At 33.3% G+C, this 14,992-nt stretch carries 11 protein-coding genes and 3 pseudogenes; 5 read left to right on the forward strand and 9 right to left on the reverse strand.

All coding sequences use genetic code 11. The annotated features are described in order from the left end of the window. The first annotated feature begins 56 nt into the window (after nucleotides 1-56). The 5 genes from amaB to ACZZ95_RS06595 all read left to right on the forward strand — a co-directional run bounded on the left by amaB (nucleotide 57) and on the right by ACZZ95_RS06595 (nucleotide 4,586). Complete coding sequence (gene amaB, locus ACZZ95_RS06575) at nucleotides 57-1,610, forward strand: L-piperidine-6-carboxylate dehydrogenase (RefSeq protein ID WP_463468462.1); 1,554 nt, start codon at nucleotides 57-59, stop codon at nucleotides 1,608-1,610. A gap of 135 nt (nucleotides 1,611-1,745) precedes the next feature. Then, nucleotides 1,746-2,558: a hypothetical protein gene (locus ACZZ95_RS06580; protein ID WP_463468463.1), complete on the forward strand. Its 813-nt coding sequence runs from the start codon at nucleotides 1,746-1,748 to the stop codon at nucleotides 2,556-2,558. A 28-nt stretch (nucleotides 2,559-2,586) separates the two neighbouring features. After that, nucleotides 2,587-3,504 carry a hypothetical protein gene (locus ACZZ95_RS06585; RefSeq protein WP_463468464.1) on the forward strand — a complete coding sequence of 306 codons (918 nt, stop codon included), beginning with the start codon at nucleotides 2,587-2,589 and terminating at the stop codon, nucleotides 3,502-3,504. 132 nt (nucleotides 3,505-3,636) lie between these two features. Continuing rightward, entirely contained in the window at nucleotides 3,637-4,158 is a 522-nt protein-coding gene (locus ACZZ95_RS06590; RefSeq protein ID WP_463468465.1) for a LemA family protein, read from the forward strand. Nucleotides 4,159-4,181: 23 nt separating this feature from the next. After that, on the forward strand, nucleotides 4,182-4,586 hold the full coding sequence (locus ACZZ95_RS06595) for a hypothetical protein (RefSeq protein WP_463468466.1): 405 nt from the start codon (nucleotides 4,182-4,184) through the stop codon (nucleotides 4,584-4,586). 63 nt (nucleotides 4,587-4,649) lie between these two features. On the opposite strand, the gene ACZZ95_RS06600 is transcribed toward ACZZ95_RS06595, so the two are convergent. The 9 genes and pseudogenes from ACZZ95_RS06600 to ACZZ95_RS06640 form a co-directional block, all read right to left on the reverse strand. Then, nucleotides 4,650-6,764 (reverse strand): pectate lyase family protein, encoded by a 2,115-nt coding sequence (locus ACZZ95_RS06600; RefSeq protein ID WP_463471633.1) that lies wholly within the window; start codon nucleotides 6,762-6,764, stop codon nucleotides 4,650-4,652. After that, nucleotides 6,715-7,497 carry a hypothetical protein gene (locus ACZZ95_RS06605; protein WP_463468467.1) on the reverse strand — a complete coding sequence of 261 codons (783 nt, stop codon included), beginning with the start codon at nucleotides 7,495-7,497 and terminating at the stop codon, nucleotides 6,715-6,717. Before ACZZ95_RS06605 ends, ACZZ95_RS06600 begins: the two co-directional genes overlap by 50 nt. 488 nt (nucleotides 7,498-7,985) lie before the next feature. Further along, on the reverse strand, nucleotides 7,986-8,756 hold the full coding sequence (locus ACZZ95_RS06610) for a Bax inhibitor-1/YccA family protein (protein ID WP_463468468.1): 771 nt from the start codon (nucleotides 8,754-8,756) through the stop codon (nucleotides 7,986-7,988). Nucleotides 8,757-8,922: 166 nt separating this feature from the next. Further along, complete coding sequence (locus ACZZ95_RS06615; protein ID WP_463468469.1) at nucleotides 8,923-10,314, reverse strand: NADH-quinone oxidoreductase subunit N; 1,392 nt, start codon at nucleotides 10,312-10,314, stop codon at nucleotides 8,923-8,925. 5 nt (nucleotides 10,315-10,319) lie between these two features. Further along, on the reverse strand, nucleotides 10,320-10,784 hold the full coding sequence (locus ACZZ95_RS06620) for a hypothetical protein (RefSeq protein ID WP_463468470.1): 465 nt from the start codon (nucleotides 10,782-10,784) through the stop codon (nucleotides 10,320-10,322). 7 nt (nucleotides 10,785-10,791) lie between these two features. Then, nucleotides 10,792-12,230 (reverse strand): annotated as a pseudogene (locus ACZZ95_RS06625) (complex I subunit 4 family protein). A gap of 10 nt (nucleotides 12,231-12,240) precedes the next feature. After that, a pseudogene (gene nuoL / locus ACZZ95_RS06630) lies at nucleotides 12,241-14,125 on the reverse strand (NADH-quinone oxidoreductase subunit L). Nucleotides 14,126-14,131: 6 nt separating this feature from the next. Next, nucleotides 14,132-14,453 (reverse strand): annotated as a pseudogene (nuoK, locus tag ACZZ95_RS06635) (NADH-quinone oxidoreductase subunit NuoK). Further along, nucleotides 14,453-14,992, reverse strand: coding sequence for an NADH-quinone oxidoreductase subunit J family protein (locus ACZZ95_RS06640; protein WP_095953690.1), 540 nt, complete (start codon nucleotides 14,990-14,992; stop codon nucleotides 14,453-14,455). The pseudogene nuoK and the gene ACZZ95_RS06640 overlap by 1 nt, the downstream one beginning before the upstream one ends.

Raw genomic sequence — 14,992 nt, forward strand, 5'->3', positions numbered from 1 at the left:
TTCTAAAACAATATCTTTACATAAAAAATATAACATTTTTAACTAAAAAAGTTACAATGACAACAATAGCATCACAATTTGGTATCAATGAAGCTTTGGAAAAGCTGGGAATAAAACTAGTAAACGAAGGAACTTCAACAGGAATAGAAAGCTTTTCGACAGGTCCAGTTTTAGACAGTTTTTCTCCTGTAGACGGAAAATTAATTGCTTCTGTAAAAACTTCAAGTCTTGAAGATTACGAAAAAGTAATGCGTTCAGCAACCGAAGCTTTTAAAACTTTTAAGTTGATTCCTGCGCCGCAGCATGGTGAAATTGTACGTCAGTTTGGAGAAAAATTGCGTCAAAATAAAGAAGCGCTTGGTAAATTGGTTTCCTATGAAATGGGAAAATCATTGCAGGAAGGTTATGGAGAGGTTCAGGAAATGATTGATATTTGCGATTTTGCCGTAGGTTTATCGCGCCAGCCGCACGGATTAACCATGCATTCTGAAAGACCAGGGCATCGTATGTACGAGCAATATCATCCTCTGGGAATTGTTGGTATTATTTCTGCTTTTAACTTTCCAGTTGCGGTTTGGTCTTGGAATACAGCGCTAGCATGGATTTCTGGAGATGTCTGCGTTTGGAAACCTTCTGAAAAAACACCTCTTTGCGGTATTGCCTGCCAAAATATAATTGCTCAGGTTATTAAAGAAAACAATCTTCCAGAAGGAATTTCGTGTTTAATAAACGGAGATTATACAATAGGAGAGTTGTTGACAAAAGATACACGTATTCCGTTAATTTCTGCGACTGGTTCTACAAGGATGGGAAAAATTGTAGCACAAGCTGTTGCAGGAAGACTTGGTAAATCATTGTTAGAATTAGGCGGGAATAATGCTATAATCGTTACTCCGGATGCAGATATAAAAATGACGGTTATTGGTGCTGTTTTTGGCGCTGTTGGAACTGCTGGACAACGCTGTACTTCAACCCGAAGGTTAATTATTCACGAAAGCATTTATGATAAAGTAAAAGATGCTTTGGTGACAGCGTACAAACAATTGCGAATCGGAAATCCGCTTGACGAAAACAATCATGTCGGACCTTTAATTGATATACATGCTGTCGAAATGTATGCAACGGCTTTAAATAGAGTAGTAGCCGAAGGCGGAAAAGTTCTTGTAGAAGGAGGAGTACTTTCTGGTGAAGGTTATGAAAGCGGCTGTTATGTAAAACCTGCAATTGCAGAGGCAGAAAATTCATTTGCAATTGTACAGCACGAAACATTCGCTCCGGTTCTGTATTTAATTAAATATTCTGGTGAAGTAGACAATGCGATTGAAATTCAAAATGGTGTTGCTCAAGGATTATCTTCTGCAATTATGACTAATAATCTGCGTGAAGCAGAAAGATTTTTATCTGTCGTTGGTTCTGACTGCGGGATCGCAAATGTCAATATCGGAACTTCTGGAGCTGAAATTGGCGGCGCTTTTGGAGGCGAAAAAGAAACTGGAGGCGGACGCGAATCTGGTTCTGATGCTTGGAAAATTTATATGAGACGCCAGACGAATACGATTAATTATACCACAAATCTTCCTTTAGCGCAGGGAATTAAATTTGATTTGTAATAAAAAGGATTTAAAAAATATAAAACCGCTTTTTTCATTATTTGAAGAAAGCGGTTTTTTTAATGCCGCAATTTGTAGTATTTTTATTTTTATTATCCATACGCCGAAACATCATTTAATATTTAAGTAACCAAAATGACTTTATTTTTTTTAGCCGGACTTACTCCTTTTGGATACGCATTTATTGGAGTAATTCTTTTGTCTATTTTACTCGCTTATTTTTGGCTTAAATCTTCTAAAAAAGACGGCAAAATGGGTTGTGCTTCTGTTGGTCTAACTGCTGTAATTATTTGGTTTGTTTTGATGTTTCCCACATTCATAACTTTTTCAGTTATCGAAAACGGAAATGAAACTGCGATACTTGGACTGGCTGTTTTTTGGGTTTTAATTTTGGCTTTGATTGTTTATTTCATGGTCGCAAAAAATACAACCAGAGTCAAGAATATCATTTTTACATTCTTTAAATATATTCTATATCTCATATTTCTGGGGTTGTTCTTGGTTTTGTTTTTCGGAATGGTTTACTATGTTTACCTGAGACTTTTTACGACAGAGAAAAATCAAGATCCTGTTTGGGTTTCTTTTTTATGTATCTTTTTTGTGGCATCACTTATTCTGGCTGGTTTTGGTCTTTTAAGCAAAAATAAAGAAGAAAAGAAAAAGGAAAAATCAATTTTTTACAATTTAGAAGAAGCAAAAATCAAACCCGAATTAGTTATTGAACTTGATTTATCCCAAACAAATCTGAAGGAGTTTCCGCCAGAGATTTTGAAATTCAAAAACCTCAAATTTCTTACTTTAAGTAAAAATGAGATTGCCGAGATTCCAAATGAAATCAATAAATTGCAATTACTTATTGGAATTGATTTAAGTAATAATCCAATTTCTGACATAGAAAAAAATAGAATTCGAAAAATGCTTTCGAAAGAAGTTGAAATTATATTTTAAAGCCATAATTAGTTTTGCATTTTAAGTTATGAATGAAATTTTAGAATTTTTAAATCAGAATAAAGCAGATGGCGCAGAGGTAATCTTTTTGATGCTTTTCAGTCTCGGAGTTGCCCTATTTCATACTATCATTTTTTCAGGATTATTCAATTTAAAATTTCCAAATTGGTTGTTTTTCGTTTTGTGTCCGGCGATTATCGGTGTGAGTTTTTTAATTGATGACCGGCTTCCGTTTGCAGTTATTCTTCTTTTATTCCCTTCTGTTTTTATTTTTGCCTTTATCGGAATGATTTATTCGGGTATTAAAAGCAGTAAACAAGAAAAAATTGAAAGAGAAAATTTCAATAAAAAACACAATATTCAGAAAACGCCATTATTCGAAAAACTCTTAGGATTATTTGTTTTGGGATGTATACTTGGAGCGATATATTTTCTGGCTGAAACCGAAAATTTAAAACTTCTCTTTTTAATTATTCCAGGATTTATTCTGCTAAAAAATATATTTTTCCCGAGTAATAAAAGTAAATTTTTAAGATTACAAGCTATTTTGCCAACCTCAAAAACAAATGCAATTGCAATGGGACAGGTTGAAATAGAAGGCGATTTAGAAGAAATCGAGCCTATTATTTCGCCTTATTTCAGTAAGCCGTGTATTGGATATTTCTATAAAATCGAAAAAGAAAGTCCGCGTGATAAAGATGGAAAAACCACTTACACAACCATTTTTACTGAAACGAAAACGGGTAAATTTAAAATTAAAGATGAGAACGGATCTGTTACAGTTGACGGCGACGGACTGGAATTTTATTTTGATAGAATAGATAATCAGGCTGGTGGTAAAACGAGATACACAGAGACTTATCTGCGTAACAACGATTATATGCTCGCTTATAGGTTATGCGGGTTCGGACAATGGAAATGTTTTAATTCAAAAAGGCAGTTCTGATACAGTTTTTGGTGTTGCAGTTCCAAGAAGTATTTCATTTAGAAATAAATATAAACCTTTATTAGATTCTTTTTTAGCGGCTTTGTTTTTCATTTCGCTTATTCTCCTTTATATCATTTTAAATTAAAAAGTATGACTATTCAAAACATTGTATTAATTGCCGGACTAATCCTGATTATTATATTTTTTAATTTCTTTATTCGAATTTACAATAAGCTGGTTATGCTTAAGAATAATTACGAAAAAGCATTTAGAAATATTGATGTCATCTTAATGCGGCGAGCTGATGAAGTTCCTGAATTGGTAAAAGTTGCCTCTAAGTTTATGGAACACGAAACATCGATACTTACAAATCTAACGAAGTTAAGAACTGATTTTTTGAATGCTAAAACGGTTGAAGAAAAGATTGACAATGCAAACGAATTTTCAAAAACGATGAAAAACTTATTCGCGGTTTCAGAGAATTATCCAACTCTTTCTTCAAACAGTAATTTTCTCGAATTGCAAAAAATGGTTTCTCAAATGGAAGATAAAATTGCAGACAGAAGAGAGTTTTTTAATGATAGCGTAAATCTGTATAACGTTGGCATACAAGAATTCCCAAATTTTATTTTAGCGAATTTAATAGGACATAAAACGCAAGCATTTATTTGATGTAACACCGCAAGATAAAAAATATGATGGGATTCAGTTTTAATACTTTTTTTGGTTACGAAAACGAAATTAACGCACTGAAAGATCAAGTGCTTATTTACGGTTTTGCAGGTATAATTTTTAGTCTTTTGGGTTTGATATTTATTGCTGTATTACTGAGAAAAACGGGGTTGAATTCGGTTAATAGTTTTTTTATTAATCCGTTGATGCTGGCACTGGGTTTAACACTTTTTATAGCAATACTGCCTACGATTATTTTTTATGTGGCCGATGCTGAAATATCCTCTGTCAAAATTTTGTACAGCTGGATTACCATTTTTCTCGGAATGCTTTTGTTTGTGATGTTCAATCTGGAAACGATAAAAAGCTTTTTTAGAGAATTTGGTAAAATGACCGAACAAGAAGAATTTAGAAATAGAAAACGATGATTGTATAAATAGTGAAAGGCTTCCAAATCAGGAAGCCTTTTACTTTATAAACCTTTTAGATCTTTATTTCTTAATGATAGTCTGGTTAGTAGAACCATCTGCGGTATAAATTTTCGCTAAATAAGTTCCAGATGTAAGTTGACTTAAATCAGTACTTTCATTTCCTTTATTAATGGTTTTTAGAAGTATTCCAGAGATATTATAAATCAATATTTTTTCTACTTTTTGATCTAAATCAGATACAAATAAAGTTCCAGATACTGGGTTTGGGTACAAAAAGGGTTTCGGATTAGTGGTATCAAGACTCATTTCTTGTTGTGCAACCCTAAGCGTAGATGCACTGTATACCGTGCTCATATAGAATAAATTTGCAGTATCTTTTTTGGCAATTGTGTGACTTCCTGCGGGTAAACTTACCGTTACAATTCCTCCAGAGGCGGTTCTGTCCACATTGTCGACTTTAATAGCAACCGCACTTTCAACAAAAACCAAAGTTAATGTGTCGCTTTGTGTAGTTGTAAAAGTTATACTTGTTGATGATTCTATTTTTAAACATTGTGTCAAGGTTAAACCATTGTAACTTACAGTTCCTTTTGTTGTTGAAAGATTTCCTGTTATCGAATAAAAATCACTTGTTTTTCCTGATGTTGTAAAGTTATGAATTTCGTCTCCAGATGAACTTGTAGAAACACTAATCGTTCCTGATACTGTTACAGGAGATCCAGCTGTTCCTGAAGTGGTAACTGAATAAGAAACATTTGCTGTTGGTGTTCCTGTGATAGTAATTGTTTTTGCAGATGTATTCTTCGTAAAACTTAATCCCGAAGCTGGTAATCCAGTTACAGTCGCATCTGTGGCATTTCCTCCCCATGTAAGTACTATAGAGCTGATTGCAGTTCCAGATGAAACAGTTTGATTACTGTTTCCAGAAGAAGTTAAAGTCTGAGTTCCAGTTGCGACTACGGTGATCGTCCCAGAACCAGCCGCAGGCGAACCGCTAGTTCCAGAAGTAGCAATTGAATAAGAAACTGTTGCTGTTGGCGTACCTGTAATAGTAATCGTTTTTGCAGTTGTATTTTTTACAAAAGTTAATCCAGAAGCTGGTAATCCTGTTACAGTTGCATCTGTTGCATCACCGCCCCATGTAAACACGATTGAGCTTATTGCCGTGCCACTTGCAACTGTCTGATTATTATTTGCAGATGAAGTTAGAGTCAAAGTCTGAGCTCCTGCCGGCGGATTTCCTTCTCCTTGTACAGCAACTAAAGTTCCTGTGTAATTTGTAAGTGCTGTTTTTAATGCTGTAATTACTAACGAAGATGTATCGTCAGTTGCATTATTAAATGTCCATTGTAAGTCTCCTCCAGAAATACGTCCTGCATATTGTGTCGTTTTAGTTTTAGCTGTTGCGGGCTGATCGATTACTAGATTTTTTACATAAAGAGTCGCGTCTGTATCAAAATTATTATAAATATTTGCTCCTGATTTTGATTTTACGGAACTGCTGACAACTTCTCCTCTTGTTGAAGCAACGTAAGCATCGAAATCTGTTGTAGAACTAATCTTTCCTGCGATATTGTATAAAGGATTTGGATCATTGTAAGCGACAAAACGCATACTATTTGTTCCGTTTGAGGCATCGAAAGTGTTGTTAAAAGCTTTGATACTTCCTCCGGCTTCACCAGAAAATGTTCCCATTGTCCCAGCGTTATTTACTTGATTGGCTTGGTCCCAAATATCAGTTCCTTGAAGAGAAGTCAGCATTGGATGTTTACTGTTTCTAAAATAATTTCCTTCCACAAATAAAGAAGATCCCAGTGTAGAACCTGAACCATATTTTGCAACACCATCAAAATAGTTATTATAAATGTGTGCCGAATAGTAACGAACTCTAGGATGGCGAGAATCTGAATGATCGAACCAATTGTGATGGTAAGTAATATACAACCCAGAAGTAGTTCCTTCGCTCAATCCTAAAAGACTTGCTTTTCCATTATCCCAAAAGTGATTGTAAGATAAAGTTATATAGGTTGAAGTTTTATTGTCTAATGCGCCATCTCCTTTTATTTGATCGGCATCGCTTCCTGCATTTCCGTAGAATAAATCACAGTTATGAACCCAAACGTGATCATTGTCCTCGTTGCATTCCGATATTGTCTCCTGCAGTACTATTGCAATTCATAAATCCAAGATTGTTTACTTCTATATTGGAAGCCGATTTCAAACGAACTCCCCATCCATTTGCAACAGCATCATTTCCAATACCTTCAAAAGTCACATAACTTGCAGTGTTATTAGAGTTTTCAATAACTACATCGTCGCCTTCCATAACCGTCATATCAGTAATATTTCCGATTAAACGAAAGATAAAAGGGCGCGTATCTTTTCCTTTTTTAATAGCATACAGAATATTTTGTAATCCGATGCAAGGATTAGAACTTGCGCCGGTAATATTCGTAGAAATGGTGTTTTTAGTATTTTGTGTTATATAAAGAATAACAGCGTTATCTTTCGGAGTTCCATCTGCTTTATAACCGCCGGGAACGCGTCCGCCTTCAAAAGCAAATCCATTTCTGTCGTGAGTCGCAACAGTTAAACTGCTAGTAACAGCACCAGTTCCTTCTGTTCCATTTACTACTGGTTTTACTTTTAGAGTATAGCTTCCTGCCTTAAGGCCTGGAATATCGGCACGGAAATAAGATCCATAACTTCTAATAAGCTGATCGTCTATTTTTTTGTCTGTAAATCCGTTTCCTGTATAGTAAACGTTGTAAGTCTGTGCGCCGCTGACCGGTCGCCATTTAATAAATGCTGATTCTAGCCAGCCTGAAGCCTCGTTAATTGTTACTGATTGCGCCCATAACTGAACTGTCATGAGGAAAAAAGTCAATAAGAGTAAGTTTTTTTTCATAATTGTTTGGTTTAAGATTGTTAATAATTAGTAAGTGGTTTTACTATCGACACTAGTGGTTAATTGTAATCGATTACACAAAAATATATATTAATTCTTAAATCCGTAAATAATTTGTTTTAAAAAAGAATAAAACAAAATGTAATTACATTTTTGTTGTTAAAAATGTAATAAATTGCATTAATTGTAATTTATTGCACATTTCTATTTTGATGAAAAGGCTTGATTTTATTAGCTTTTTGCGAATTTGATTTTTAATAGCATATAAATTTGCTAAAAGCGTAATATTTTTTATTACAAAAATTACAATTTCTATTTTTGTAAGAAATTGGTTTCTTTTACTGATTTCTATCAAAGAATAAGCTTAAAAAAAACATAGAAAATTAAATTTTTTCTTCCGAAGCTAAGTGATTATTTTGATGATAAACATAAAAAAAAAGCCTTTTTGATTTTACTCAAAAAGGCTTCAATATCGAAATATGTGTATGTTAATCTTTACTGGATAGTTTTGCTAGAAGTCTTAGGAATTCGATATACAACCAAACCAATGTAATCATTAGTCCCATTGCACCATACCATTCCATAAACTTTGGCATTCTTTCTTTTGCTCCTTTTTCAATTAAATCAAAATCTAAGAAAAGATTAAGAGTCGCTATAATGATTACAAAAACACTGATACCAATACTCATCATTGAATTTCCATGATGAACAGGAGTAAAGCTTGTAAACATGGATACAATCCAGGAAATTAAATAATAAGTCGCAATTGCCAATGTAGCCGCAATAACAACAGATTTAAATTGTTCTGTAACTTTAACGATTTTGAATTTATATAAACCAAGGCAAACTAAGAAAGTTACTAAAGTCGCTCCAACGGCATTAATAACAATTCCTGGAAATTTTAGTTCAAATATTGCAGAAATTCCTCCAATAAACAAACCTTCAAATAAAGCATATCCTGGAGCTAAATATGGTGAAGCTTGAGGTTTAAAAGCAGAAACGATTACAAGAATAAAAGCGACAATTGCACCTCCAATAGTTGGCGACATTGGGTTCATTCCGTTAAAAGCCATCCACCAGGTTACCATAGCGGCTCCGCATAAAATTAAAAACAAGATTGCTGTTTTGTTCATTGTTCCAGACACCGTCATTTCTTGATTGTAATCAATAATTTGAGCTTGGTGTACTTCTTCTGCTTTTGAAGTAGCACTAGAAAAACGTTTGCTGTTTAAAAATGGATTTTTAGAATTAAAGTTCATAATTTATATACATTTAATTGAACCCAAATATATGGAGATTTTTTGAAGTGCGATGAAGTGAGAGAATTTTTTAACATGAATTTCTCTTCTGTAATTATCGTATATAAAAAAAATCCACCAAAACTAAATTTGATGGATTTTACTATATTTTAATTAAGTGTATTTCTTATTTCAAAAGGTTTAATACTAATGAAGGGAATAAACCTAATACGATATTTAATGTAATTGATATAACCGCATGACGATAAATAAGAAATGGTTTCCCAGTTCTTTCTTGATTTGGCTCTTTAGAATACATGGCAATAATTAGTTTGAAATAGTATCCCACACTAATGATAGAATTGATTACAGCAACAATTACCAAACCAATATATCCTGCTTGAATTGTTTGGTTGAATAAAAATAACTTAGCAAAGAATCCAGAGAAAATCGGAATTCCGGCCATTGATAATAATGAAGCTGTAAGTATAGCGACCAATAACGGATTTGTTTTTCCTAAACCATGAAAGTTTGTAATATCTTCATTGTCATGATCTCTGCACACATATAAGATTACGCTGAAAGCGGCGATTCCCGCCAATGCATAAGCAACAGTGTAATATAATAAAACGCCAGCTGAAGCAGAAACCGTTAATAATGTCATTAACATGAAACCAGCATGAGAAATACCAGAGAACGCAAGCATACGTTTTACATTTACTTGTCTTAATGCCATAATATTACCAACAGACATTGAAGCGATTGAAATAATAACAACAATAACTTCAAACGTATGTAAAAGATCTTGGTTTTCTAATGAAGCAATGAAGTTCATACCAGCAATTAATTTAAATAAAGTAGCAATAGCAACTACTTTTGCCAAAGTACTCATCAAAGCTGTTGTTAAAGCTGGAGAGCCTTCGTAAACGTCTGGAGCCCAGAAGTGAAAAGGAACGGCGACAACTTTAAATAACATTCCAATTACCATTAAAATCATTCCGATTGGAAACCAGATTGGCAATTCTGCAGAAAGAGCACTTTCGTGAATTTCGCTGATATCAAAACTTCCCATTGCACCATAAATCAAACAAATTCCGAATAAGATAATTCCTGATGCGAAAGATCCCATTAAGAAATATTTCATACCAGCTTCGTTACTTTTTAGATTCAATCGGTCGCTGGTCGCTAAAACGTATAATGCAATTGATAAAATTTCAATTCCTAAAAAGAACATTGCTAAGTTTCCAAAAGAAACCATTGCAACAGCTCCAGCTAATAAGAACACTTTAATTGCAATAAAATCGGAGATTTTTGTTGGATGCTTGTGATAAAAATTATGGCTTAATGCTACAAGGAAAATCGTCAAAACGATAAACAATGATGAAAATGCAGTTGAGAACTTACTCACTGCTATCATATTGTTGTAATAACTTTGTTCGGTTCCAAATTCATAGAAATTAAGTGCCAATACGCCTAGTAAACCTAAAATGGTAAAAGGAACGATGGCTTTTCTTAAATTAAGAATTTCGAATAATAGGCAGAAAATACCCAATCCTGTAATTGCTATTAATGTATTCATTTTTTTTAATTCGTTATTGTTTTAGAAACCATAAGTTGATTGTTTTGAGAAAAAAGCAGTGCAATTTCTTTCAATAAATTTATGACAGTTTCTCCATTCTCTTTTGTATCGATAAAAACACCGTATTCTTTTTTCAAACTTGTAAATGTATAAAGATGCATTGCTGGTGCTCCGTCTGATACAATCATTATTTTAAGTCCTTTATCGTCTTTTTTGACCTTCAGTTTATTGAGATCAATTTTTGATACTGGAATATTATGCGTAAAAGCGTTCTGCGTATTTACTTTATTATAATCCCAGATGTAAAGCTTTTCAGTGTCAACCGTAAAAACATTATATCGATAAATGCTTGGATCTTTTGTATCTAAAATTTCGTTTATTTTATCTAATTTAATTTGGACATCTGTTTTTTCTTGCGCAGATAATTTGGCGATAAATAGTAACAGTATGAATAATAATTTATTTTTCATAGAGGTTTTACTTATTTATTACATTCAATATTACCTCTAAACTTGGTGTAATCAAATCTGTAATTGGTTTTGGATAAAATCCAAAGAACAACAAAACAGCAATTATTACAGCAAATGAAATTCCTTCGTTTAAAGAAACATCTGCAAAGGTTTTAGCATTGGTTTCACCTAACATTACATGCTGGAACATTCTTAACATATAGTAAGCTCCTAAAATAATTGTTGTTCCTCCAAGAATAGCAAACCAAATATTGATTTGAGATAAACTATATAATACTGTAAATTCTCCAACGAAGTTAAATGTACTTGGCGCTACAACAGAAGCCAATACCAAGATTAAAAACATTGATGTGAATTTAGGAGACTGCGTACGAATACCGCCCATTCCGTCAATTTCTCTAGTTTCAAATCTTCTAAAAATTACTTCGGCAACAAAGAATAATCCAACTACCACAAAACCGTGTGCGATCATTTGCAATACAGCACCTCTTAAACCATCAAGAGTTAAAGTATATGATCCTGCAAGCAATTAATCCAACGTGAGCAAGAGAAGAATAAGCTAATAATTTCTTTAAATCTTTTTGTCTCAAAGCAACAATTGAACCGTAAATTACACCAGCAATTCCTAATCCGATAAAGATATACATGTATTCTTTAGCGACAAGTGGTGCAATTGGCAATTGCCAGCGAATTACACTATACAATCCCATTTTTAGCATAATACCAGATAAAAGCATTGTTCCAACAGTTGGTGCTTTTTGGTACACATTTGCCTGCCATGTGTGAAAAGGAATAATTGGAATTTTGATAGCATATGCTAAAAAGAAAGCCAAGAATATCCAAAACTGTTCACAAGCAGATAATTCTACTTTATATAAATCTTCAATTAAGAAAGAACCTGCTTTTTGGTACAAATAAATAAATGCAGTTAACATGAATAAAGAACCCGCAAGTGTGTAAATAAAGAATTTAATCACCGCTTTTCTGCGTTCTTCAGCATCACCATTACCCCAGATTAAAGCAATAAAGTAAATTGGAATAAGAGCCAGCTCCCAGAAAATATAATATAAAAGACCATCAGCAGACTAAGAAAGTTCCTGTCATTGCAAAAGCCATAAACAAGATCAGACCATAAAAAGCTTTAGCATTTTTGTATTCATTTCCGAAAGAAGAGAATATAATAATCGGAGTTAAAGCTGTAGTTAATAGAACCATTGCAAGACCAAGTCCGTCAGCATTTAAAGCAAAAGAAATGTTTGGCTGTGTAATCCAGCTGTTGATAAAGCTGATATTTTCACCTGCAGAAAAATTATTCAATAATACAATTGAACATCCTAAAGCAGCTAAACTAAAAAGTAAAGCAACTTTCGAAGCCAGTTTGTCACCAGAAAAATAAGTGGCAAATGCACCAATTAAAAGTATAATTAATATAGTAGAAACGTTCATAGTAATAATATTATTGAGCTAAAAATATATAGGAAACAATTGCACAAAGTCCTAAAACAAAAGCAAATAGATATAAACCTATACTTCCGGTTTGTAATTTTCTTCCTTGAAAAGCAATTTCATTTGCTATTTTACCTAATCCAAAAACAGCAACTGATAAAACAGTTTCAACATGATCTCTAAAGAATTTAGATAAAACATTGATTGGCTTTACAAATATTGCATCGTAGATTTCATCTACATAATATTTATCATATAGTAATTTACTTATACCAACAATGTTTTCATCAGATTCTGGAACATTATCTTGTTTAAAGTATTTCACATAAGCAATTAAAATTCCAAGTAATCCGCCTAAAACAGCTACACCCATTAAAGTGTATTCTGTTGGGCCTAAATGATGCTCTTCACCCGTCGCTTTTGTGAAAAGTGGAGCTAAATATTCATTTAACCAGCTGTTTCCTGGCAAGCTTATTAATCCTCCAAAAGTTGCCAAAACAGCTAAAATGATAAGTGGAATAGTAATAAGAGAACCGCTTTCATGTAAATGATGTTTTTGCTCTTCAGTTCCTCTAAATTCTTTGAAGAAAGTTAAAAACATTAATCTAAACATATAAAAAGCTGTCATGATTGAAGCAATAGATCCAACAACATATAATGGAATACTGTGGTGGAAAGCTGTCATTAAAATTTCATCTTTAGAAAAGAATCCAGAGAAAAACGGAACTCCTGAGATTGCCAATGAAGAAATCAACATAGTCCAGAAAGTAATAGGCATTGCTTTACGCAATCCACCCATTTTACGCATATCTTGTTCTCCGTGTAATCCGTGAATAACAGATCCAGAACCTAAGAATAAACAAGCTTTAAAGAAAGCGTGTGTGATTACGTGAAAAACAGCTACTTCATAAGCTCCAAATCCTAATGCTAAAAACATTAATCCTAATTGAGAAACTGTAGAGTAAGCTAATACTTTTTTAATATCTGTTTGCACTAAACCAATTGTTGCCGCCACTAATGAAGTTACAGCTCCAATAATTGCAATTACAGTTTGTACATCAGTCGCAAGATCGAAAACAAAGTTTAATCTGGTTACCATAAAAATACCAGCTGTTACCATTGTTGCGGCGTGAATTAATGCAGACACAGGAGTTGGCCCAGCCATTGCATCAGGCGACCAAGTGTATAACGGAATTTGAGCAGATTTACCACAAGCTCCAATAAACAAACATAAGGCGACTAAAGATAGTAGTGGTAAGTTTAAATTTGAAGCTCCGGCAATTGCAGTTTTTAAAGTTGCATAATCTAATGTAGAAAACATCGAACCGATAATGAACATTCCGATCAAAAGACCTAAATCTCCAATTCTGTTCATGATGAAAGCTTTTTTAGCAAGCATCATTGTAATCTTGGTTTTTATGCCAGAATCCAATTAACAGGTAAGAACAAAGTCCAACACCTTCCCATCCGATGAAAAGAACTAATAAGTTACTTCCAATTACAAGTGTAATCATGAAGAAAATGAACAAGTTTAAGTAAGCAAAAAACTTGTGCATGTTTTCGTCATCATGCATGTAACTGATAGAGTATAAGTGAATCAAAGATCCAATTCCCGTTACAAAAAGCGACCAAAGAACAGATAATTGATCAAGTAAAAATCCGAGATTGATTTTTAAGTTACTAATTTGAATCCAATCAAATAAAGTAACTTGAATTCCCTGTCCTGTTTGGGTAATCTGATTAAATAAGACAAGGGTAACTACGAAAGAAATTGCTACAGCAACTGTTCCGATTGCTCCAGAAGCTGTTTTTCCTAAGCTTTTTCCAAAAAAGACATTTACTAGAAAACCTAGTAAAGGAGTTAAAACTAAAATTAAAGCTAAATTGGTATCCATTTCTGATTATCCTTTTAAATTTTTTAAATTATCGATACTAATTGAGCCGATATTTCTGAAAATAGAAACTAAAATGGCCAATCCTACCGCAACTTCGGTTGCAAAGAACCGCCATCGAGAAGAACACAAAAACTTGTCCTTGCGCATCTTGATGATAAGTTGAAAAAGCAACAAATAAAAGGTTTACCGCATTCAACATAATTTCGATAGACATGAAAACGATAATAGCATTTCGTCTGTACAATACACCAAAAATACCAATACAGAAAAGTACAACACTTAAAAAGATGTAGTTTTCAATACCTATTTGATTTAATATATTACCCATTATTTATTTAATTTTTCTTTTTTAGACAATAGAACCGTTCCAATCATTGCAACCAAAAGTAAGATCGAAGCAAATTCAAACGGAACCATGTATTCGTTCAATAATATTTTACCTAAAACTTTAATCGATTGGAAATCTTCTCCTGTAGAATCGTATTCACCAACAATTGGTTTCGAATTGATGAAAATTGTAATCAAAACAATTAGTATCAAACAGAAAGATACAATAGCTCCCAAACGTGTAATTCTAGGGCGGTGTACTTCTCGCTGTTCATTTAGGTTCATCAACATAATGGTAAACAGGAATAAAATCATAATAGCTCCGGAGTAGACTATTATGTGTACAACTGCTAAGAACTGAGAATTTAATAATAAATAATGACCAGCAATCGAGAAGAAACAAATCACCAAGTAAATAGCAGAGTGAATTGGGTTTCTGCTGAAAATTGTCAAGAAAGCTGTGATAACAGTAATAAACGCTAAAAAGCAAAAGATAACTTGAACAGTAGTTGCATGCGCAAAATCAGGAATATGTATCAT

It is taken from the genome of Flavobacterium sp. AC267 (genome assembly GCF_979258715.1).

Bases quoted from the DNA above. Each gene is read 5' to 3' on its own strand.
- amaB (WP_463468462.1), top strand. From the start codon at position 57: ATGACAACAATAGCATCACAATTTGGTATCAATGAAGCTTTGGAAAAG.
- ACZZ95_RS06580 (WP_463468463.1), top strand. From the start codon at position 1,746: ATGACTTTATTTTTTTTAGCCGGACTTACTCCTTTTGGATACGCATTT.
- ACZZ95_RS06585 (WP_463468464.1), top strand. From the start codon at position 2,587: ATGAATGAAATTTTAGAATTTTTAAATCAGAATAAAGCAGATGGCGCA.
- ACZZ95_RS06590 (WP_463468465.1), top strand. From the start codon at position 3,637: ATGACTATTCAAAACATTGTATTAATTGCCGGACTAATCCTGATTATT.
- ACZZ95_RS06595 (WP_463468466.1), top strand. From the start codon at position 4,182: ATGATGGGATTCAGTTTTAATACTTTTTTTGGTTACGAAAACGAAATT.
- ACZZ95_RS06605 (WP_463468467.1), bottom strand. From the start codon at position 7,497: ATGAAAAAAAACTTACTCTTATTGACTTTTTTCCTCATGACAGTTCAG.
- ACZZ95_RS06610 (WP_463468468.1), bottom strand. From the start codon at position 8,756: ATGAACTTTAATTCTAAAAATCCATTTTTAAACAGCAAACGTTTTTCT.
- ACZZ95_RS06615 (WP_463468469.1), bottom strand. From the start codon at position 10,314: ATGAATACATTAATAGCAATTACAGGATTGGGTATTTTCTGCCTATTA.
- ACZZ95_RS06620 (WP_463468470.1), bottom strand. From the start codon at position 10,784: ATGAAAAATAAATTATTATTCATACTGTTACTATTTATCGCCAAATTA.
- ACZZ95_RS06640 (WP_095953690.1), bottom strand. From the start codon at position 14,992: ATGATACATATTCCTGATTTTGCGCATGCAACTACTGTTCAAGTTATC.